16 protein-coding genes are annotated in these 20,352 nt (G+C 66.4%); 8 read left to right on the forward strand and 8 right to left on the reverse strand.

Annotation, left to right across the window (positions count from 1 at the left end; translation table 11 throughout):
- Positions 1 to 126: 126 nt before the first annotated feature.
- Together ACZY0B_RS01455 and ACZY0B_RS01460 are read left to right on the forward strand one after the other, a co-directional pair.
- Positions 127 to 2,301, forward strand: a complete 2,175-nt coding sequence (locus ACZY0B_RS01455) for an acyl-CoA dehydrogenase (RefSeq protein WP_463762150.1) — start codon at positions 127 to 129, stop codon at positions 2,299 to 2,301.
- Positions 2,302 to 2,469: 168 nt separating this feature from the next.
- Positions 2,470 to 3,276 (forward strand): slipin family protein, encoded by an 807-nt coding sequence (locus ACZY0B_RS01460; protein WP_463762373.1) that lies wholly within the window; start codon positions 2,470 to 2,472, stop codon positions 3,274 to 3,276.
- A gap of 114 nt (positions 3,277 to 3,390) precedes the next feature.
- Here ACZY0B_RS01460 and ACZY0B_RS01465 read toward each other — a convergent pair whose 3' ends face one another.
- On the reverse strand, positions 3,391 to 3,924 hold the full coding sequence (locus ACZY0B_RS01465; protein ID WP_463762151.1) for a hypothetical protein: 534 nt from the start codon (positions 3,922 to 3,924) through the stop codon (positions 3,391 to 3,393).
- Between the two features lie 48 nt (positions 3,925 to 3,972).
- Positions 3,973 to 5,055: a 2Fe-2S iron-sulfur cluster-binding protein gene (locus ACZY0B_RS01470; protein ID WP_463762152.1), complete on the reverse strand. Its 1,083-nt coding sequence runs from the start codon at positions 5,053 to 5,055 to the stop codon at positions 3,973 to 3,975.
- A 157-nt stretch (positions 5,056 to 5,212) separates the two neighbouring features.
- Here ACZY0B_RS01470 and hsaA point away from each other — a divergent pair, with 157 nt between their 5' ends.
- Genes hsaA through hsaB form a run of 4 tightly spaced genes read left to right on the forward strand, consistent with a single transcriptional unit; the run spans position 5,213 to position 8,768 of the window.
- Complete coding sequence (gene hsaA / locus ACZY0B_RS01475) at positions 5,213 to 6,397, forward strand: 3-hydroxy-9,10-secoandrosta-1,3,5(10)-triene-9,17-dione monooxygenase oxygenase subunit (protein WP_463762154.1); 1,185 nt, start codon at positions 5,213 to 5,215, stop codon at positions 6,395 to 6,397.
- Between the two features lie 3 nt (positions 6,398 to 6,400).
- Positions 6,401 to 7,288, forward strand: coding sequence for a 4,5:9,10-diseco-3-hydroxy-5,9,17-trioxoandrosta-1(10),2-diene-4-oate hydrolase (gene hsaD, locus ACZY0B_RS01480; protein ID WP_463762155.1), 888 nt, complete (start codon positions 6,401 to 6,403; stop codon positions 7,286 to 7,288).
- Positions 7,285 to 8,187, forward strand: coding sequence for an iron-dependent extradiol dioxygenase HsaC (hsaC, locus tag ACZY0B_RS01485; protein WP_463762156.1), 903 nt, complete (start codon positions 7,285 to 7,287; stop codon positions 8,185 to 8,187). The genes hsaD and hsaC overlap by 4 nt, the downstream gene beginning before the upstream one ends.
- Before the next feature lie 14 nt (positions 8,188 to 8,201).
- On the forward strand, positions 8,202 to 8,768 hold the full coding sequence (gene hsaB, locus ACZY0B_RS01490; protein ID WP_463762157.1) for a 3-hydroxy-9,10-secoandrosta-1,3,5(10)-triene-9,17-dione monooxygenase reductase subunit: 567 nt from the start codon (positions 8,202 to 8,204) through the stop codon (positions 8,766 to 8,768).
- A gap of 7 nt (positions 8,769 to 8,775) precedes the next feature.
- Here hsaB and ACZY0B_RS01495 read toward each other — a convergent pair whose 3' ends face one another.
- Complete coding sequence (locus tag ACZY0B_RS01495) at positions 8,776 to 9,249, reverse strand: hypothetical protein (protein ID WP_463762158.1); 474 nt, start codon at positions 9,247 to 9,249, stop codon at positions 8,776 to 8,778.
- A gap of 407 nt (positions 9,250 to 9,656) precedes the next feature.
- Positions 9,657 to 12,866: a Kelch repeat-containing protein gene (locus ACZY0B_RS01500; RefSeq protein WP_463762159.1), complete on the reverse strand. Its 3,210-nt coding sequence runs from the start codon at positions 12,864 to 12,866 to the stop codon at positions 9,657 to 9,659.
- A 324-nt stretch (positions 12,867 to 13,190) separates the two neighbouring features.
- Here ACZY0B_RS01500 and ACZY0B_RS01505 point away from each other — a divergent pair, with 324 nt between their 5' ends.
- Both ACZY0B_RS01505 and ACZY0B_RS01510 read left to right on the forward strand, forming a co-directional pair.
- Complete coding sequence (locus ACZY0B_RS01505; protein ID WP_463762160.1) at positions 13,191 to 14,021, forward strand: arylamine N-acetyltransferase family protein; 831 nt, start codon at positions 13,191 to 13,193, stop codon at positions 14,019 to 14,021.
- Between the two features lie 158 nt (positions 14,022 to 14,179).
- Positions 14,180 to 16,057, forward strand: coding sequence for a fatty acyl-AMP ligase (locus ACZY0B_RS01510; protein WP_463762161.1), 1,878 nt, complete (start codon positions 14,180 to 14,182; stop codon positions 16,055 to 16,057).
- On the opposite strand, the gene ACZY0B_RS01515 is transcribed toward ACZY0B_RS01510, so the two are convergent.
- From ACZY0B_RS01515 to ACZY0B_RS01530, 4 genes are all read right to left on the reverse strand, one after another.
- Positions 16,047 to 17,168, reverse strand: a complete 1,122-nt coding sequence (locus ACZY0B_RS01515) for a pyridoxal phosphate-dependent aminotransferase (RefSeq protein ID WP_463762375.1) — start codon at positions 17,166 to 17,168, stop codon at positions 16,047 to 16,049. The two genes, ACZY0B_RS01510 and ACZY0B_RS01515, sit on opposite strands and share 11 nt — an antisense overlap.
- Positions 17,169 to 17,212: 44 nt before the next feature.
- Positions 17,213 to 18,163: an acyl-CoA dehydrogenase IpdE2 gene (gene ipdE2, locus ACZY0B_RS01520; RefSeq protein WP_463762162.1), complete on the reverse strand. Its 951-nt coding sequence runs from the start codon at positions 18,161 to 18,163 to the stop codon at positions 17,213 to 17,215.
- A gap of 93 nt (positions 18,164 to 18,256) precedes the next feature.
- Positions 18,257 to 19,210, reverse strand: coding sequence for an acyl-CoA dehydrogenase family protein (locus ACZY0B_RS01525; RefSeq protein WP_463762163.1), 954 nt, complete (start codon positions 19,208 to 19,210; stop codon positions 18,257 to 18,259).
- On the reverse strand, positions 19,207 to 20,352 hold the full coding sequence (locus ACZY0B_RS01530; protein ID WP_463762164.1) for an acyl-CoA dehydrogenase family protein: 1,146 nt from the start codon (positions 20,350 to 20,352) through the stop codon (positions 19,207 to 19,209). Before ACZY0B_RS01530 ends, ACZY0B_RS01525 begins: the two co-directional genes overlap by 4 nt.

Consider the following 20,352-nt stretch of genomic DNA (forward strand, 5'->3'; position numbering starts at 1 on the left):
CCAGCGAGTTGTCCTGCTGTAATGGCGTTCGACTTGACGGTCGTTCGCTGGCACTATTAGAACACGTTCTAGTGGGCTGTAGCGCCCCTAATGGTCACGTTGAATCGAGCACGCGGAGGGCCCCAGGTGGTAGCGACCGTCACTGACGAACAGTTCGCGGCACGCGAGTTGGTGCGCGACTGGGCCCGGAACGCGACCTCCGGGCCGGGTGGGACCGCCGCAATCCGCGCGGTCGAGCAGGGCTGGGACAAGGGAGAGATCGACGCCTGGCGGCCGGTGTTCGCCCGTCTGGCCGACCTCGGCCTGTTCGGCGTCGCCATTTCCGAGGACTCCGGCGGGGCCGGCGGCAGCATCGGGGACCTGTGCGCGATGGTCGAGGAGGCGGCCAAGGCGCTGGTGCCTGGGCCGATCGCCACCACCGCGCTGGCCACGGTGGTTCTCTCCGAGGCGGGCACCGATCCCGAATTACTGTCCGCGCTCGCCACCGGCGAGCGCTTCGCCGGGCTGGCGCTCGAGGGTGACGTGCAGTTCGACAGCAAGTCTTCGCAGGCGTCGGGCACCGTCGATTTCGTGCTGGGCGCCTCGAACACGGTGCGCGGCGGGGTGCTGCTGCTGCCCTCTGACGGGCAGTGGGTCCTGGTCGACACCGGCAGCGACGGCGTTCGGGTGGAGCCGTTGCAGGCCGCCGACTTTTCCCGGCCGCTGGCACGGGTGGTGCTGACGTCGGCGCCGGCGACCCCGATCGCCGAGTCGCGGGAGCGGGTCGAGGAGCTGGCCGCGACGGTGCTGGCGGCCGAAGCGGCCGGCATCACACGGTGGTCGCTCGAGACCGCCGTCGCCTACGCCAAGGTGCGCGAGCAGTTCGGCAAGCCGATCGGTAGCTTCCAGGCCATCAAGCACCTGTGCGCGGAGATGCTCTGCCGCGCCGAGCAGGCCGAGGTGGCCGCCGCCGACGCTGCCCGCGCCGCAGCGGACTCCGGGGAGGCCGACCAGTTCTCCATCGCCGCGGCGCTGGCCGCGAGTGTGGGCATCGCTGCCGCGAAGGCCAACGTGAGGGACTGCATCCAGGTTCTCGGCGGCATCGGCTGCACGTGGGAACATGACGCGCATCTGTACCTGCGCCGCGCGCACGCCATCGGCCGCTTCCTCGGTGGCGCCGAGCGCTGGTTGCGTCGCATCACCGCGCTGACGCAGGACGGGGTGCGCCGCCGGCTGGGCATCGATCTCACCGAGGTCGAGGGTCAGCGAGCTGAGCTCGCCGCGACCGTCGCCGAAATCGCCGCACTGCCCGCCCAGAAGCGGCAGGCGGCCCTCGCCGATGCGGGGCTGCAGGCGCCGCACTGGCCGAAGCCGTACGGGCGCGGGGCGTCCCCGGCCGAACAGCTGCTGATCGACCAGGAGCTGGCCGCGGCCGGAGTGGAGCGACCCGATCTGGTGATCGGCTGGTGGGCGGCGCCCACGATTCTCGAGCACGGCACGCCAGAGCAGATCGAGCGCTTCGTGCCGGCCACCACGCGTGGCGAATTCCTTTGGTGCCAGCTGTTTTCCGAGCCAGGAGCGGGCTCGGACCTGGCGTCGCTGCGCACCAAGGCGGTACGTGGGGACGGCGGCTGGTTGCTGACCGGGCAGAAGGTATGGACGTCGGCGGCGCACAAGGCGCGCTGGGGTGTGTGCCTGGCGCGCACCGACCCCGATGCCCCGAAACACAAGGGCATCACCTACTTCCTGATCGACATGAAATCGCCGGGCATCGACATCCGGCCGCTGCGAGAGATCACCGGCGACTCACTGTTCAACGAGGTGTTCCTGGACAACGTGTTCGTCCCCGACGAGATGGTGGTCGGCACGGTGAACGACGGCTGGCGGCTGGCCCGCACCACGCTGGCCAACGAGCGGATCGCGATGGCCAGCGGGACGGCGCTGGGCAACCCGATGGAAGAGCTGCTGAAGCTGCTGGCGGAGATGGACCTCGACGTCGCCGAACAGGACCGGCTTGGGCGGCTGATCATCTTGGCCCAGACCGGCGCGTTGCTGGATCAGCGCATCGCCCAGCTGGCGGTGGGCGGTCAGGACCCCGGCGCGCAATCCAGCGTCCGCAAGCTCATCGGCGTCCGCTACCGGCAGGCGCTGGCCGAATTCACGATGGACGTCGCCGAAGGCGGCGGCCTCGTTGACCGCCGGGCGGACGGCGACCGCGCGGTGTTCGACTTCCTCAACACGCGCTGCCTCACGATTGCGGGAGGCACGGAGCAGATCCTGTTGACCGTGGCGGCCGAGCGGCTCCTGGGCCTACCGCGTTAGCGAAATTGCCGTCCAGGCTGTCGATTCCAACGATTCGCAGCCGCAGGCGCAATCTCGGCGACGGCTCGGGCCCGCGAAGGGGCTTTTGGCCGTGCAGAGCAGGACTTATGGCCGCTGACTGTCGACGCCCGTGCTCCTAGCGTTGTCATCGTGAGCCATAACGTCGTAATTTTCGTCGTCGTCGCGGCCTTCCTGGCCCTCCTCCTGTTGGGCGCCTCGATCCGGGTGGTGCAGCAGTACCAACGCGGCGTGCACTTTCGCCTCGGCCGGGTGATCGGGGTTCGCGAACCCGGTTTGCGGTTGATCATCCCGATCATCGACCGTCTAGTGCGGATTTCGATGCGCATCGTGACCATGCCGATCCAGTCGCAGGGGATCATCACCCGCGACAACGTGAGTGTCGACATCGCCGCGGTTGCCTACTTCCGCGTCATCGATGCTCGCAAGGCCGTCGTCGTCATCGAAAACGTCAGCACCGCAATCAATCAAATCGCACAGACCACCCTGCGCAACGTCGTCGGGCAGCACTCCCTCGATGAGGTGCTCTCGCAAACCGAGAAGATCAACGGCAGCATTCGCCAGATCCTCGACACCACCACCGTGGAATGGGGCGTGGAGGTCACCGTGGTCGAACTCAAGGACATCCAGCTTCCCGACAGCATGAAACGTGCGATGGCGCGCGAGGCGGAAGCCGAGCGCGAAAAGCGCGCCAAAATCATTGCCGCAGAAGGTGAAGCGCGCGCGGCCGCAGCGCTCGGTGATGCGTCCGACACCATGATGAAGCATCCGCTGGCCTTACAGCTGCGCAACCTGCAGACGCTGCTCGAGCTGGGGGTGGAGAAAAACACCACCATCGTTTTCCCCGCTCCGCTGATGACCGCGATCGGAGAACTCACCAGCTTCCTGACGCGCGAGACGAGCGCCTCCAATATCCCTGCGCCCAGCGGCTTGCCCGGCATCCCCGCCGCGAACTGACCCGAAGGGTAGGCAGGGCGCTGAGCATGTCGGTTGTGTTCTGGGCGCTACGCCGCCGCGTGGCGGCTCGCACCGTCTACAACCGCGCGATTTCGCCTCGGTCGTTAGCGGCGATCAGGAAAACGTCGTCTGGGCGCAGGTACTCGGCGAGGTGGTGTTGATCCCGCTGTAGACCACTTGGATGTGGGTGCAGACGATCACGTTGACGTCGGTCTTGGGCTGGCCGGTCGACCAATCGGTCGAGTCGATGCGGCCGGTCGTCTGGTACTTGTCCGGCGGGCCCTCACCGAAGTAGACGGTGGTGATCTCGTCGGTTCCCATTGATTTCATGACCCGCTCGTATTGGCCGTTGGCGTGGGCGTCCAGGTAGGCCATCCGGTTCGACGACCGGATCTCCATCGTCTGGCGCGCCCACAGACCGGGCGGGAACCCGGTCACACCGTCGGGAGTGCGCACGTCGGCCCCGGCGATGAAATCGCAGTGGCCATCCGATTTGAAGCAGTTGAGGAACGTATGCGTTTCCAGCTGGTTGGGGCCGTCCAGCGGGAACAGCGTGGTGGCCGTGTTGCTCGCCGCCCAGGAACTCGGAACGGGCAGCAACGTCGCCATCAATCCGACGGCTGCCAAGCCCATTACCGACCGGATCATCGGCGCTTCCTTCCGTCGGAACCCTCGATGGAGAACTTAACTCCGCGACTATTCGTCGTAGGTGACTTCTACCGAATCAGATTCCGGGTGAGATTGACAGGCCAAAATTAGCCCCTCATCCAGGTCCTGCTGCTCGAGCACGTCGTTGACCTCCATGTTCACTTTGCCGCTGCGCAGGGTGCAGGCGCATGCCCCACAGTGGCCTTCCCGGCAGGAGAACGGCGCATCCAGGCCTTTGGCGAGCAGGACGTCGAGCAGCTTGGCGCTGCGCGGCCACGACACGGTGTGGGTTTCGCCGTCCAGCTGCACCACCGCGGTGGCCGGCGGCTGGTCGCCCTCGTCGGTGTCCTCGATCGTCACCGCCGCGAACGGATCGGAATCCAGCGACTTGAACACCTCGATATGCACCTGTGGTGCAGGCACTTTCAGCGTCTCGAGGGCTTGGCGCGACGCGTCCATGAACGGGCCGGGCCCGCAGATGAAGGCCTGCCGATCGGTGAACGGCGCGGCCAGCTTCGCCAGCGCGGCCGCGCTCGGCAGGCCCTGCAGCGACTCCAGCCAGTGCAGCACCGTGAGCCGGTCGGGATACTTGGCGGCCAGCTCGCGCAGTGCATCGGCGAAGATCACCGAGCTTTCGTCGCGGTTGGCGTAGACCAGCGTCACCTGCCCGCTGCCTTCGGAGAGTGCCGACTTGCAGATCGACATCACCGGGGTGATCCCGCTGCCCGCGGCCAGCAGCAGGAAGTCCTGGTCGAGCGTCTTGGGCACGAAGTTGCCCGACGGGGCCAGCACGTGGATCCGCATGCCCGCGTGGGCGTTGTCGCACAGCCAGTTGGACGCGTATCCGTCCGCGGTTCGTTTGATCGTCACGGCCAGGGCGTCGTCGGTGAACGGCGAGCTGCACAACGAGTAGCAGCGTGCCACCGAACCGGTGCGGTCGCTGGGCACCCGCAACGTCAGGAACTGGCCGGGTGCGTAGCGCAGCCGCTGCGGCGGAATCGCGGGGTCGCCCGAGGCGTCCGGCACCGCGAACACCAGCGAGCGCGCATCGTCGGTTTCGTCGACGACCTCGGCGATCTGCAGTTCAAGGACGTGGTCGCCGAGCGGCTCGTCCAGATCCGCTTCCGTCAAGACCCACCCTCCCTTTGTTAACAACTAGAACATGTTACAGAAAACCCGATTCATATCGCTACCAGGCGCAGGAATACCCTGCTCGACACAAATCGGAACGTGTTCTAGTCTGCTGTGTAAGTCCACTGAGTAAGTCTGGCCCAGGAGGCAAAGGTAAGTGACGTCCATTCAACAGCGTGATGCGCAGTCGGTCTTGACGGGGATCGACGATCTGCTCCCGAAGATTCGGGAGCGCGCTCAGGCGACAGAGGACCTGCGCCGGCTGCCCGATGAGACCGTTGCCGACCTCGACGAGGTCGGGTTCTTCACCCTGCTGCAGCCCGAGCAGTGGGGCGGTCTGCAATGCGATCCCTCGCTGTTCTACGAGGCGGTGCGGCGGATCGCCAGCGCGTGTGGTTCCACCGGCTGGGTCAGCTCGATCATCGGCGTGCACAACTGGCACCTGGCACTGTTCGACCAGCAGGCCCAGGAGGAGGTCTGGGGTGAGGACCCCAAGACCCGGGTCTCGTCGTCGTATGCCCCGATGGGCGCCGGCGTGGTGACCGACGGCGGCTACCTGGTCAACGGATCCTGGAACTGGTCGTCGGGCTGCGATCACGCCACTTGGGCGTTTCTCGGCGGGCCCGTCATCAAGGACGGCCGGCCCGTCGACTTCGGCAGCTTCCTGATCCCGCGCAGCGAGTACCGCATCGACGACGTGTGGCATGTCGTCGGCCTGCGCGGCACGGGCAGTAACACCGTCGTGGTCAAAGACGTCTTCGTGCCGCGGCACCGCTTCCTGTCCTACAAGGCCATGAACGACGGCACCGCGGGCGGCTATCAGACCAACACCGCGCCTGTCTACAAGATGCCTTGGGGCACAATGCATCCCACCACCATTTCGGCGCCGATCGTCGGGATGGCCTACGGCGCGTACGACGCACACGTCGAGCACCAGGGCAAGCGGGTGCGAGCCGCGTTCGCCGGTGAGAAGGCCAAGGACGACCCGTTCGCCAAGGTCCGCATCGCCGAGGCGGCCAGCGACATCGACGCCGCGTGGCGTCAGCTGAGCGGCAACGTCGCCGACGAGTACGCGCTGTTGTCCGCCGGCAAGGAGATCCCCTTCGACCTGCGCACCCGCGCTCGCCGCGACCAGGTGCGGGCCACCGGTCGTGCGATCGCCTCCATCGACCGGTTGTTCGAGGCTTCCGGCGCCACGGCTCTGGGCAACGACCAACCGGTGCAACGGTTCTGGCGCGACGCGCACGCCGGCCGGGTGCACGCGGCCAATGATCCGGAGCGGGCTTACCAGATCTTCGGTAACAACGAGTTCGGGTTGCCGCCCGGCGACACCATGGTCTAATCCATGGCGGTGACTGACTCCAAGACCGAGGAATTGACGTTCGAGTCCACCTCGCGCTTCGCAGAAGTGGACGTGGATGGGCCGCTGAGGCTGCACTACCACGAGGCGGGCGTAGGTAACGAGCAGACGGTGGTGCTGCTGCACGGTGGCGGTCCGGGCGCGGCGAGTTGGACGAACTTCTCGCGCAATATCCCGGTGCTGGCGAGGCAGTTCCATGTGCTGGCCGTCGATCAGCCCGGGTACGGACACTCCGACAAGCGCGCCGAGCACGGGCAATTCAACCACTACGCGGCCCGGGCACTCAAAGGCCTCTTCGACCAGCTGGGTCTGGGACGTGTTCCGCTGGTCGGCAATTCGCTGGGTGGGGGCACCGCGGTCCGGTTTGCGCTCGACTACCCGGACCTGGCCGGACGCCTAGTGCTGATGGGCCCCGGTGGGGTGAGCGTCAACCTGTTCGCCCCCGACCCGACCGAGGGCGTCAAACGGTTGGGGAAGTTCTCATCTGCGCCCACCCGCGAGAATCTCGAGGCGTTTCTGCGGGTGATGGTCTACGACCAGAAACTGATCACCCCCGAGTTGGTCGAGCAGCGCTTCGCGTTGGCCAGCACGCCGGAATCGCTGACCGCGACCCGGGCGATGGGAATGTCTTTCGCCGGAGCGGATTTCGAGCTCGGCATGATGTGGCGCGAGGTGCATCGGCTGCGCCAGCCGGTGCTGCTGATCTGGGGCCGCGAGGATCGGGTCAACCCGCTGGACGGGGCACTGGTCGCGTTGAAGACCATTCCGCGTGCACAGCTCCACGTTTTCGGGCAATGTGGGCACTGGGCGCAGGTGGAGAAGTTCGACGAGTTCAACAAGCTCACCATCGATTTCCTGGGAGGTGCGCGATGAGCATTCGCTCTCTGGGCTACCTGCGCATCGAGGCCACCGACATGGCGGCCTGGCGTGACTACGGCCTGAAGGTTCTCGGCATGGTCGAGGGCAAGGGTACAGGCGAAGGCGCGCTGTATCTTCGAATGGACGATTTCCCGGCCCGGCTGGTGATCGTCCCCGGCGAGCAGGACCGCCTCATCGAAGCAGGCTGGGAATGCGCGAACGCCGCAGGCCTGCAAGAGATCCGGAACCGGCTCGACGTCGAGGGCACGCCCTACAAGGAGGCCACCGCCGCCGAACTCGCCGATCGCCGGGTGGACGAGATGATTCGGTTCTCCGACCCGTCCGGCAACTGCCTGGAGGTCTTCCACGGCGCCGCCCTCGAACACCGCCGGGTGGTCAGCCCGTACGGGCACAAGTTCGTCACCGCCGAGCAGGGGCTGGGACACGTGGTGTTGACGACCCGCGACGACGAAGAGACATTGCACTTCTACCGCGACGTGCTGGACTTCAAGCTGCGTGACTCCATGCGGCTGCCGCCGCAGGTGGTCGGCCGGCCCGCCGACGGGCCGCCGGCGTGGTTGCGGTTCTTGGGCTGCAACCCGCGTCACCACAGCCTCGCCTTCATGCCCGGAGAGACACCGAGTGGCATCGTGCACCTGATGGTCGAGGTCGAAGAAGCCGATGACGTCGGGCTGTGCCTGGACCGGGCGCTGCGGCGCAAGGTACCCATGTCGGCGACGCTGGGCCGCCACGTCAACGACCTGATGCTGTCCTTCTACATGAAGACCCCCAGCGGATTCGATATCGAATTCGGTTGTGAGGGAAGACAAGTCGAAGACCACGATTGGATCGCCCGGGAGAGCACCGCGATCAGCCTGTGGGGTCACGACTTCAGCGTCGGCTTCAAGGGTTGATTTCGAGGCCGACCATGACTACCGCGCCGATCGACCCGCGCACGTTCCGCAGCGTGCTGGGTCAGTTCTGCACCGGGATCACGATCATCACCACCGTGCACGACGATGTCCCGGTCGGCTTCGCCTGCCAGTCTTTTGCCGCGCTGTCGCTGGACCCGCCGCTGGTGCTGTTCTGCCCGACCAAGGTGTCGCGATCTTGGAAGGCCATCGAGGCCAGCGGCCGGTTCTGCGTCAACATGCTGACCGAGAGTCAGAAGCACGTCTCGGCGCGATTCGGATCCAAAGAGCCGGACAAGTTCGCCGGGATCGACTGGCACCCTTCGGAACTCGGCTCGCCCATCATCGACTCTTCGCTTGCCCACATCGACTGCACGGTGGCATCCGTGCACGACGGTGGAGATCACTTCGTGGTGTTCGGTGCGGTGCAGTCGCTGTCGGAGGCGCCCAAGATCAAGCCGCGGCCCCTGCTGTTCTATCGCGGCGAATACACCGGGATCGAACCGGACAAGACGACGCCGGCCCAGTGGCGCGACGACCTAGAGGCGTTTCTCACCACCACGACGCAGGACACCTGGCTCTAGCCCGGGCTCAGCCTGGCGCCCCGCGATAGGTCTCCTGCCGCACGGCTTCCGCGTTGGTCGGCGCTTGCGCCGACTCGGCCGACCATGCCTCGCTGGGGTCGGACGTGGGCTCGTCGGCCTCGCGATCCTGCTTGCCGGTCTTCGGGTCGATGCGGTCGGCGTGATCCCATCGCTCTTGGAGTTGCTCGCGTGATGCTGCGGCCGCGCTTTGATGCTGGGCTGCATGCTCCTGCAACCTGGCGGCCTCGGCGGCCTTGACCTCGGCCTCGGCTTGGGCGGCACGAGCTTTGGCGGCCGTTTCCTGAGCCAGCGCTTCACGGCGCTCGAGCTGGGCCGACTCCAACTTGGCCTGCTCACGAATCTCTTCGGCCTGCCGATGGCGGCGGCGATTCCTGGTGGTACTGACCGCCACGACCAAGGCGGCGACCAACAGAACTGCTACTACTGCGGCGATGACGATCCACATGGTGTTGCTGGACATTAGGGGGCTCCGTTATCTGTGTGGTGGCGTTTGATGACAGCCCATCTCCACTCGGTTCCCCATATTCGACATATATAAAACAAGCGGTCATCGCGCCCCGAACCCGGCGGTGTTGTGGGTGTCTCGCGCTCTAGCGCTCTCAGCCGCCTTGGCGCAGATGAATGTTTGGCGGCGCCGCAATTTGGAAAATCGATTCGGCATGCACTCGCCGGCTGCCCGGGCATTGCGCTCGCAGCTCGGTGATGGGTTCCCGGTGGCCCGTTGAGGGGGCGGGCCACCGGGCCGATCCGTTTCTACGGATCCCCATATTAGACATATATCAAACAAGCGCAGGATGCGCTGCTCCAGGCGGATTTTTCTGGGCTAATGCGCTTGATTCGCCGCCGGCAGCTGTGAGAAGTCGGTCACTACATGAAGTCGAGCGCCTCGACGGTCGCGATCGGACCCTCATGCGTGGGCCGGTTCGCGCCACCGATGACATAGATCGTGTTGCCCACGGTTGCCACCACCTCGGCGTGCCGTGGCGTCGGCATCGGGGCCAACGTGCTCCACTTCCCGTCGGCGATGTCGTACATCTCGACCACGTTCAGCACCATCGCGGGTTCTTCACCACCGACGGCCACGATCCTGCCGTCGATGTAGGTGGCGCCGTAGCTTCCCCGCGGTGTCGGCATACCGATCAACTTGGTCCATTGCCCGGATTGCGGGTCGAACCGCTCTAAAGCCGCGGAGTTCTTGTCCGAGGACAGGAACCGCCCGCCGATCGTGTACACATAAGTGCCATCCGACACCGCGGCCAGGTGTTCGCGCGGGGTCGGCATGTCGGCGGCGTCTGTCCAGGAGCTGCCGTCGAAGACTTCGGTCTGCGGAACGAGCTGCTTGGCGTTCTGCCCGCCCACGACGACGAGTTTGTCACCCACCACCGCCGCGGCCGGCGCCACCCGAGCATGCGTCATCGGCGGTAACTCCACCCAGTTGCCGCCGCGCAAGGCGAACACTTTGTTAGACCCTTGGGCGATGCTGTCGCTCGTGCCGCCGAGCACCACCACCTCGCCGCGATAGGTCGCCGCCGCCGCATGGTGCAGCGGGATGGGCAGCGGCGGGCCGGCTTCCCAGGCTCCGGTTTTCGGGTCGAAACTCTCGACCGTCTGCAGGGCAGCGCCGTTGCGCAGGCCGCCCATGATCCAGATCTTGTCGTTGAGCACGGTCCACGCCATCATCAGGCGTGCGGTCGGTGCATCCGGCAGGGAACGCCACTGCGAGGCCGGCTGGATCTTTCGTGTCGGCAGTTTCAACGCTTCCGCCGTCGAGATCGCCTGGCTATCTCCGATGGCACTCGATCCGCCGATCGCATAGACGGACTTCTCGACCGCCGCGACGGCCATGCCGTGCCGCGCGGTCGCCATGTCCGGCAAACCGCCCCACGTTTTCGTCATCAGATCGAACACCGAAACGCTCTTGAGGACCTGCCCCCCGAACACACCTCCGACGGCCACCAGCCGTCCGTCGGCAATGGCAACGCCAAGATCACTGCGTGCCTGGGGGAGTCCGGGCAGGGTCGTCCAGGTTTTCGTGGCCGGGTCATACGCCTCGACGTTCACCTGGTCGGAGTCCCCGGTGGTGCCGCCGACCGTGTAGACGAGCTTTCCGTCCGACGCTGCGGCGAGCAGCTGCCGCGGCGTCGGTATCGGTGCGCCCAGGCTCCAGGAAGTGCCGTCGAAAACCTCGGTGGTGTTCAGCAGTGCGCCGTTGGCGTCGACACCGCCCGTGACGACGAGGCGGTCGCCCACGACGGCGGCCGCCGCCGCCGCCCGGGGCTGCAGGAGATGGGGCAGCTCCACCCAGCGACTGTTGATGACCCGCCAAACCTGGTCCGTCGCAACCTTTTTGCCGCCAACGGTCTTCCAGCCACCGAGCACGACCGGGTTTCCCTGCCAGTTGACCGCCATCGCGCGCTGCACGGCAACGGGTAGATCGTCGCCACCTTTCCAGCTGTCGAGGACGGGGTCATAGCCCTCTTGTATGGCGGAGACGGCGCCGTCGCTGCGAATCCCGCCGAAGATCCAGATCGTGCCGTCGACCTGCGTGGTCGCCGCCGCAACACGCGACACGCGGTCGTTCGTGATCGGCTTCCACTCCACCGGCGCCTGGGTTGTCGGTTGGCTCGCGACGGGCTTTTTGTTGTTGTCGGGTGCAAGCCCGAAGTAGAGACCGCCGACGACCAACAGCACGACCAGGACGGCAGCACCGCCGACCATCGCGACGCGATTGCGTTTCTTGCCCGGCTCGGCGAACCACTCCCGCGCCTTGACCAGGAACGGCTTGCGCCAAGATGGCGGGACCGATCCGGATGACGCGGGTTGCCCGGGACCGCCCGGCGGGCTCATTCCTGAGCCGCCGCCCGCCATTTCCGTTACCTGTCCCGCCGGTGCCGATCCGCCGACCAACGCCTGGGTTTCTCCGTTGTACGCGCCGCGCAAGATGCTGGCCGCTTTGGAGAACTCGTCCTGGTCAGGCGGCTGCAGACCCGGCGAAGCGCCCCCGACGATGTCACTGAATGGCCTGGTGGCGCTCGCCGGATCTGCCGCCGGTGGGGCCGATTTCGGCACGGTCGACGTAGTGCGGTCCGGCACGTGCGCCGCCGTTCCGGAAGCGACCGCAGTCTCCGGGGATACGTTCGGTTGTTTGTTGCCCGTGCGTGCTGCGTCGGGCCCGGTGCTGGTGATCGCCATCGAATCGGGTCGCAAACCGTTGAGGCGCTGGGCGGCCTGCAATTCGCGGCCCCACTCCTCCGCGGACGCGGGCCGTTCCGCCGGGTCGATCGCCATCGCATGCTCGATCGCCAAGCACACCGCGTCCGGGATTCCTTCCGGACGCATGTCCGGGACCTTTGTCGTACTGATGCGCAGATACTGCGCGACCAGGTCCTCGTTGTTCTTGCGCTCGTGGGCAGCACCGCCCGCGATCAGCGCATAGATCGTGGCGCCCAGCGAGTAGACGTCGGAAACGACCGTCCCCGGGGTACCGGTCATTACCTCGGGCGCGGTGTAGTCGATTGTGCCGGAGAAGAACCCGGTCGCGGTTTCGTAGCCACCTTCGATGTGGGCAATCCCGAAATCACTGAGTTGCGGCTCGCCGTAGTCGTTGAGCAGCACGTTCGCCGGCTTGATATCGCGGTGCAAAGTGCCGCTTCGGTGCGCGGTTTCCAGTGCCCCGCATAACTTCACGGCGATCCGCAAAGTCTCCGGCCACGCGATCGGCCCTTCTCGGCGCAGCCGGACAGCCAACGAATCCGAGGCCATGTACGGCATCACGATGTATGGTCGGCCACTCGTGGTTACGCCGACGCGCAGGATGTTGACGATGTTGGGATGCCCCGAGAGCCCGCCCATCGCATAACCTTCACGCAGAAATCGCTCCTGGCCCTCAGCGTCGATATGCGTCGGCAGCACCTTGATTGCGACGTTGCGCCCGAGCGCCGTCTCGTAGGCGCAATAGATCACCCCAGCGCCGCCCCGGGCCACTTGGCGCGCGTCTTGGAACCCAGCGGAGGCCAACTCCGATATGAGGCCGCTGGGCTCCGGCGCTGGTGCGTCGGTCGGGGGTCCCACAGTCATTTTCTTGTCGCTCAGCTTCCCGGAGATTGCCGAAATTTGCGAGCTCAAGAGTATCGCTCGTCACCTACTTGGGGATACGAATCCGCGATGCGCAATCAGGCTGTGACCCGCAATGGCCCTGTTCGTGCTGAGCGCGAACGCGCAAAACGACCAGTTAACGGCAGGCGACAACAGCCGAACCAGCTGAAATCGGGGGCCTCGACCGTGGCGACGGGACCATGCGCCCGCCGTCAGCCGAACGGCACCAGTGGGGCATGAATTTGACCCAAACACCTTCGCGCGCCGTGGGTTTTCTGTCGGTCGACCCTCGGCCAGAATGGACCCATGACACTGGATCTGACCGCGTACTTCGACCGCATCAACTATCGCGGTGCCGTCGAACCGACCCTCGAGGTGCTGCAAGGTCTGATCACTGCTCACACGCAGGCCATCCCGTTCGAGAACCTCGACCCGGTGCTGGGCGTGCCGGTCGACGATCTGAGCCCGGACGCACTGGTCGACAAGCTGGTTCACCGGCGCCGGGGCGGCTATTGCTACGAGCAGAACGGGCTGATGGGTTACGCGCTGGCCGAGGTGGGCTTTCAGGTGCGCCGATTGGCCGGGCGGGTGATCTGGATGCTGCCGCCCGCCGCGCCGTTGCCGGCCCAGACCCACACCGTGTTGGCCGTGACGTTCCCCGGCTCGCTGGGGTCCTATCTCGTCGACGTTGGCTTCGGCGGTCAGACCCTGACGTCTCCCATCCGCTTAGAAACCGGCAACGTCCAGCAGACAACGCACGAGCCCTACCGGCTCGAGGACCGCGGCGACGGCCTGGTGCTGCAGGCCCAGATCCGTGGTGAGTGGCAGTCGCTGTACGAATTCACCACCCAAACCCGCCCGCAGATCGATCTGAAGATGGGTAGCTGGTACGTCTCGACAAACCCCGCCTCGCACTTCGTGACCGGCCTGATGGTCGCACTCGTCAGCGACGACGCCCGGATCAACCTGTCCGGCCGCAACCTGGCCATCCATCGCGACGGTGGGACCGAAAAGATCGTTCTCGACGATGCGGCCGCGGTCATTGACGTCCTTAGCGATCGGTTCGGAATCAATATCGGCGATGTCGGCGAACGCGGTGTGCTCGAAGAGCGCATCGCCAATATTTTCGGCAATTGAGCGCCCTCTGCGGGCGAAAATCGGGGCCCGAAAACGGCGGTCGAGCAAATCTGCCCGTACTGTTTTGGCAGCGCTAACAGGCCCCGAGCAGTGACAATTGGGCCGATAGTGGCCCGATCGTGATCTCCGCCATAGCGAACCGGTGCGGCAAATAACACATGCGCGGATTAATCTGTCCTACCGTGAGTCGGGAACTCTGCTTGGAGGACGTCGTGCCCACTTCGGGCGCTGTGGACCCTTTCGCGTTGCGCGCGGGCGCCATCGCCGTGCCCGAGGGTTTGACGTTGACCTCGTATTTTGACCGCAACCGGGCCGAGCACGGCGACAGTCCGGCATATCGCTTCCTTGACTACTCGCAGGAACCGGATGGCCGGCCGGAAGTGCTCAGCTGGAATCAGCTGTGGGCCCGGGTCTGCGCAATCGGCGCCCGGCTGCAGCAGGTCACCAAGCCGGGGGATCGCGTGGCGATCCTCGCGCCGCAGGGCCTCGATTATGTGGCGGCGTTCTTCGGTGCTGTCTATGCGGGCAATATCGCGGTCCCGCTCTTTGCGCCGACCATGTCGGGGCATGCCGAGCGGTTGGCTGCGGTGCTGGCCGACGCCCGGCCCGCCGCGGTGTTGACCACGACCGCCGTCGCGGAGTCGGTTCGGACGTTCATCCGGACGCTGGCGCCCAACGAGCGACCGCGGATCATCGCGGTGGACGCACTGCCGGAGACGCTCGGTTCGACGTTCTCCGGCGCGGCCCTCGACACCGACGACATCGCCTACCTGCAGTACACGTCGGGCTCGACGCGGTCACCGGCCGGCGTGGAGATCACCCATCGATCCGTCTACACGAACGCGATGCAGATGGTCATGACCGGTGCGCTGGATGTGGACGTCCGAACGGTGAGCTGGCTGCCCCTGTACCACGACATGGGCTTGATGATGATCATGTTCACGGCGTTCTTCGGGGCGCAGGTCACGCTCATGGACCCGATGGCGTTTTTGCGCCGGCCCTACCGGTGGATCAAACAACTTGGGATCGAGGCGAGCTACGGCCGCACCTTTGCGGCGGCGCCGAACTTCGCCTTCGAGCTGACAGCCGAGCGAGGTCTGCCGCCGGCGGGCGAGACCCTCGACCTCAGCAACGTTGTCTGCGTCCTCAACGGGTCCGAGCCCGTCACTATGCCGGCGATCGAGAAGTTCACCAAGGCGTTTGCTCCCTACGGTCTGCCCGCCAACGCCGTCAAGCCGTCCTACGGGATGGCGGAAGCGACGCTCTCGGTGGCCAGCATCTCCCAGGAGGCCGCGGCGAGCGCCATCTTCCTCGACCGCGAACAGCTCGGCGCGGGCCACGCGGTGATCGTGGCCCCCGAGGATCCGGGCGCTGTCGCACAGGTGTCGTGCGGGCAGCCGATCCCCGATCAGTGGGTGGTGATCACCGACCCGGACGGCAGCGAGGTGCCGGACGGCGCCGTGGGCGAAATCTGGTTGCAGGGCAACAACATCGGTCGCGGATACTTCGGGCGCGAGGACGAGACGCGACGCGTGTTCGGCAACAAGCTGCATTCCCGTCTCGCCGCCGGCAGCCATGCCGAGGGCGCCGCCGACAAGGGCTGCTGGTTGGCGACCGGTGATCTCGGTGTCTACGTCGACGGCGAGCTGTACCTGACCGGCCGGATCAAGGACCTGATCATCATCGATGGTCGCAACCACTACCCGCACGACATCGAGACCTCGGTCAGCAACTCGTCGCCCGCCGTCCGTACCGGCTATGTCGCCGCGTTCTCGGTTCCCGCCGACGTGCTCGCATCTCCGGATGGCGGCTCCGGCGAGCAGTTGGTGGTGATCGCCGAGCGGGCACCGGGCGCGGGCCGTACCGATCTGAGTTCGATCGCGGACACTGTGCGAGCGACCATTTCGCGCAACCACCAGGTCCGCGTAGCCGACGTGCGGCTCGTGGCCGCCGGCACCATTCCCCGCACTACGAGCGGCAAACTCGCCCGTAGCGCCTGCCGGGCCGAATACCTCGCGGGCAAGTTCAACCGCTGACCGACAGCCACGGCCCCATTCGGCGCACGGCTTCTTCGATGTCACTCGTCGGTCCGGCGAACGACAGCCGGACGAACTTGCCGCCCTGCTCGGTGTCGAAGTCGATACCGGGAGCGATCGCAACCCCGTTGTCGGCCAACAACTTCGAGCAGAACGCGAGCGAGTCGTCGGTGAATTCCGAGACGTCGGCGTAGACGTAGAACGCCCCGTCGGTCGGTGCCAGCCGGTCGATGCCGATTCCGCGCAGCCCGTCGAGCAGCAGCGAGCGGTTGACCGCGTAGTGGTTCAGGTTCCCGTCGGCTTCGGCGGTCGACTCCGGGGTGAACGCCGCCACCGCGGCGACCTGCGACAGCGTGGGCGGGCAGATGGTGAAGTTCCCGGTCAGGCGGTCCACCGCGCGAAGTAACTCGGGTGGCACCAGCAGCCAGCCCAGCCGCCAGCCGGTCATCGCGTAGTACTTGGAAAAGCTGTTGACCACCACGGAATTTCGCGATGTCTGCCAGGTACAGCTGGTCTGCGGGGCTCCCTGGTAGACCAGTCCGTGGTAGACCTCATCGCTGATCAGCCGCACGCCGGAGGCGTCACACCAGGACGCGATCGCCGCCAGCTCCTCGGGCGGTATGACGGTTCCCGTGGGATTGGCCGGGCTGGCGACGATGACGCCGCGTACCGGTGGGTCGAGTTCGGCGAGCATCTGCGCGGTGGGCTGGAATCGGGTCTCTGGACCGCACGGGATCTCCACTACCTCACATCCCAACGCGGACAAGATGTTCCGATAGCACGGGTAGCCCGGACTGGCCAGTGCCACCCGATCGCCGACGTCAAAGCACGCGAGAAACGCCAGCAGGAACCCTCCCGAGGAGCCCGTGGTGATCACCACAGCGTCGGACTCGACGGAGATACCGTGCAGGCGTTGGTAATTCGCCGCAATCGCGGAGCGCAGCTCCGGAATGCCCAAGGCCACCGTGTAACCCAGCTGCTTGCCATGCAGGGCGGCCGCCGCGGCGGCACGCACCGGTTCGGGAGCGCCCACGCTGGGCTGGCCCGCCGACAGGTTAACCAAGTCGCCGTGGCTGCGCTGACGCTCTGCGGCCGCCAGCCAAACATCCATCACATGGAATGGCGGGATGCCGGCGCGCAGCGCGACGGAGCCGTTCACGACGTCTTGAGCACCTCGGATTCCAGCCGGCGCAGCACCTCTCGCGGCGAGTCGAGCAGCTGTGCGCTGCCGTGCGCGCGTTTGAAATAGAAATGCATGTCGTGTTCCCAGGTAATCGCTATGCCCCCGTGCAGCTGGATGCCCTCGCTCGTCACAGTACACAGCGCCTCGCTGGCGGCCAGCCGAGCTGTTGCGGCGTTGGTGGGAGTGGGGTCGCTGCATGCGTCGGTCACCACGGCCTTGGCCGCGGCGATCGCGACATACAGATCGGCCATCCGGTGCTTGAGCGCCTGGAAGCTACCGATCGGCCTGCCGAACTGCACCCGGTTCTTGGCGTATTCGACGGTCAGCTCCAGACAGCGTTCGGCGGCCCCGATCTGCTCGGCCGCCAGCAGGATGGCCGCGATGTCGGCCAGGCCGGGGTCGGGGCCCAGCGTGACGCTGTCCTCGGGCTGGACCCGGGCCAGCCGGCGGGTGGGGTCCATCGTGGTCATGGGTTGCGCGTCGAATCGGGTCCACCTGCTCAGCTGGCCGTCGTCGACGGCGACGACGACGTCGGCGATGTCGCCGTTGATCACGTAGTCGGCGTCCAGGACCAGCGCCCCGATCGAGCTGCCCTCGGCGAGCGATTCCAGCGTTTGGGCGTCCGGCTCGGGTGCGGCCAGCAGTGCCAGCTCCGCCAACGTGGTGCCCAGTAGCGGGGAGGGCACCAATGCGCGGCCAAGCTCTTGCAGAACCGTTGCGGCGTCGGCTAATTCACCGCCGGCCCCGCCCAGCTCCTCGGGTATTACCAGCGCGGCGGCACCGACCTGCTCGCACAACAGCTGCCACAGCGACTCGTCATAGCCGCGCTCGGATTCGATCGCCGCGCGGACCGCCGCGGGGTTGGCGTGTTTGGTGACCAGCGCGGCGACGGTTTCGGCCAGCAGCTCCCGTTCTTCAGTCATGGCGCCGCTCCTCTCCCCCGCAAGCGGGTGGGGGTACCTCCCTCTGGGGGCGTACCCCCACATCGCTTCGCTCTGCATCGTCGACGGCGCGACTCACAATGCCTCCAACACTCGGCGCCGGTGCGCCTCCGGCGTGCCCCAGGCCGATCGCAAAGCTTGCACCCGCAGCAACCATAGTGACAGGTCGTGTTCCTGGGTGAAACCGATTGCGCCGTGCGTCTGCAACGCCGAGCGGGCGGCCAGCAGACCGGCGTCGGACGCCGCGGCCTTGGCCGCGCTCACGTCGCGCGCGGCAGCACTCGTATCATCGGCCAGTGCCAGCGCGGCGCCGTACACCAGGGGGCGAGCCAGTTCGATCGCGATGTGCACGTCGGCCAGCTTGTGCTTGATCGCCTGATACGAGCCGATCACCCGACCGAACTGGCTGCGCTGCTTGGCGTATTCGACGGTGTCATTCAGCTGCGCCTCGGCGGCACCGACCAGCTGCGCGGCGGTCGCCAAGGCCCCGAACTCGTAGGCGCGCTTGATATCTGCCTGCCAAGCCTCGCCGCTTGCAGCCACGTCATAGAGACGCCGGCTGGGGTCGACGGACCGGTGGGACTCGCCCGCGGTCGCCTCGCTGACGCCCTTGTCGCTGGCTAGCAGCACCAGTCCGGCGGCCTCGGCGTCAACGGCGCGCGGCGTGTGCGGCGGCAGCGCGACCGTCGCGATCAGTTCACCGGACGACAGCTCGGCGCTGCGTTCGTCGCCGGCGAGCAAAATCGGTGCTACGGCAATGGATTCGGTGACCGGGCCGGGCACACACCAGCGTCCGAGGCGTTCGAGCGCCACCACCAGGTCCACCGGGTGGGCGTCGAGGCCGTCGAATTTCTCCGGCACGACCAGCGCGGTGACGCCGAGGTTGGCCAGCTGCTCCCACACCTTGCGACCGGGCGCGATGTCTCCGTCCGACCAAGCGCGCAGCGCGCCGGGCAGGTCCGCCGCGCCCAGAGCGGCATCGATGCTGGCCGCGAAGTCGCGCTGCTGTTCGTCGAGCGCAAATTTCACTTCTTGCCTCCGGACTTTTCGCGCGGCAGGCCCAGTAGCCGCTCGGAGATGATGTTGCGCTGAATTTCGTTGGTGCCGGCGTAGATCGGGCCGCCCAGCGCGAACAGCAAGCCATCGGTCCACGGCCCGGCTAGCTCGCCGTCGGCGCCCCGGATGTCCAACGCGGTCTGATGGATCGCGACGTCAAGGTCGGACCAGAACACCTTGGTCACCGACGATTCGGCGCCCAGCTCGCCCCCGGCTGCCAGCCGGGTCACCGTACCGAACGTCTGCAGGCGGTAAGCCTGAGCTTTGATCCAGGCATCGGCGACGCGGTCGGCAAGGGCATCGGGGGAGCCGCTGTCCTTCCAGAGCTGCACCAGCCGTTCGGCGGCCGCCAGGAAGCGGGCCGGGCTGCGCAGTGACATACCGCGTTCGTTGCTCGACGTGCTCATGGCGGCGCGCCAGCCGTCGTTGGGGGTGCCGATGACGTCCTCGTCGGGGACAAAGACGTCGTCGAGGAAGATCTCACCGAAGCCGGTGTCGCCGCCCAGCTGCACGATGGGCCGCACGGTCACACCCTGTGCCTTGAGGTCGAACATGAAGTACGTCAGCCCGTTGTGCCGCTCCGCGGCGGGGTCGGACCGGAACAGCCCGAAGCCCATCTCGGCGAACGGCGCCCGCGAGCTCCAGATCTTCTGGCCGTTCAGCAACCAGCCGCCCTCGGTCTTAGCCGCGGTGGACCGCAACGACGCCAGGTCGCTACCGGACTCGGGCTCCGACCAGGCCTGGGCCCAGATCTGTTCGCCGCTAGCCATTTTCGGCAAAATTCGGTCCAGCTGCTCGTCAGTGCCGTGCGTGAACAAGGTCGGCGCCAGCATCGAGGTGCCGTTGGCGCTGGCCCGGCCCGGTGCTCCGGCCCTGAAATACTCCTCCTCGAAGACCACCCAGTGCAGCAGCGGCGCGTCACGGCCCCCGTACTTCTTCGGCCAGTTGATCACCGACAGGCCGGCGTCGAACAGCACCTTGTCCCAATAACGGTGCTGGGCAAAGCCTTCCGCATTGTCGTACGACTTCGTCGGGATCGAGTCGGCGTTGGCCGAGAGGAAGTCCCGCACTTCGGCCGCAAACGCCAGCGTCTCTTCGTCGAGTTCCAGATCCAA

Source organism: Mycobacterium sp. IDUB_19, from assembly GCF_055419445.1.

What these genes read in the sequence shown, in the direction of transcription:
- hsaD (WP_463762155.1), top strand. Translation starts at nt 6,401, where the DNA reads ATGGCGGTGACTGACTCCAAGACCGAGGAATTGACGTTCGAGTCCACC.
- hsaB (WP_463762157.1), top strand. Translation starts at nt 8,202, where the DNA reads ATGACTACCGCGCCGATCGACCCGCGCACGTTCCGCAGCGTGCTGGGT.
- ACZY0B_RS01500 (WP_463762159.1), bottom strand. Translation starts at nt 12,866, where the DNA reads ATGACTGTGGGACCCCCGACCGACGCACCAGCGCCGGAGCCCAGCGGC.
- ACZY0B_RS01495 (WP_463762158.1), bottom strand. Translation starts at nt 9,249, where the DNA reads ATGTCCAGCAACACCATGTGGATCGTCATCGCCGCAGTAGTAGCAGTT.
- ipdE2 (WP_463762162.1), bottom strand. Translation starts at nt 18,163, where the DNA reads ATGACTGAAGAACGGGAGCTGCTGGCCGAAACCGTCGCCGCGCTGGTC.
- ACZY0B_RS01515 (WP_463762375.1), bottom strand. Translation starts at nt 17,168, where the DNA reads ATGGATGTTTGGCTGGCGGCCGCAGAGCGTCAGCGCAGCCACGGCGAC.
- hsaC (WP_463762156.1), top strand. Translation starts at nt 7,285, where the DNA reads ATGAGCATTCGCTCTCTGGGCTACCTGCGCATCGAGGCCACCGACATG.
- ACZY0B_RS01510 (WP_463762161.1), top strand. Translation starts at nt 14,180, where the DNA reads ATGCGCGGATTAATCTGTCCTACCGTGAGTCGGGAACTCTGCTTGGAG.
- ACZY0B_RS01505 (WP_463762160.1), top strand. Translation starts at nt 13,191, where the DNA reads ATGACACTGGATCTGACCGCGTACTTCGACCGCATCAACTATCGCGGT.
- ACZY0B_RS01465 (WP_463762151.1), bottom strand. Translation starts at nt 3,924, where the DNA reads ATGATCCGGTCGGTAATGGGCTTGGCAGCCGTCGGATTGATGGCGACG.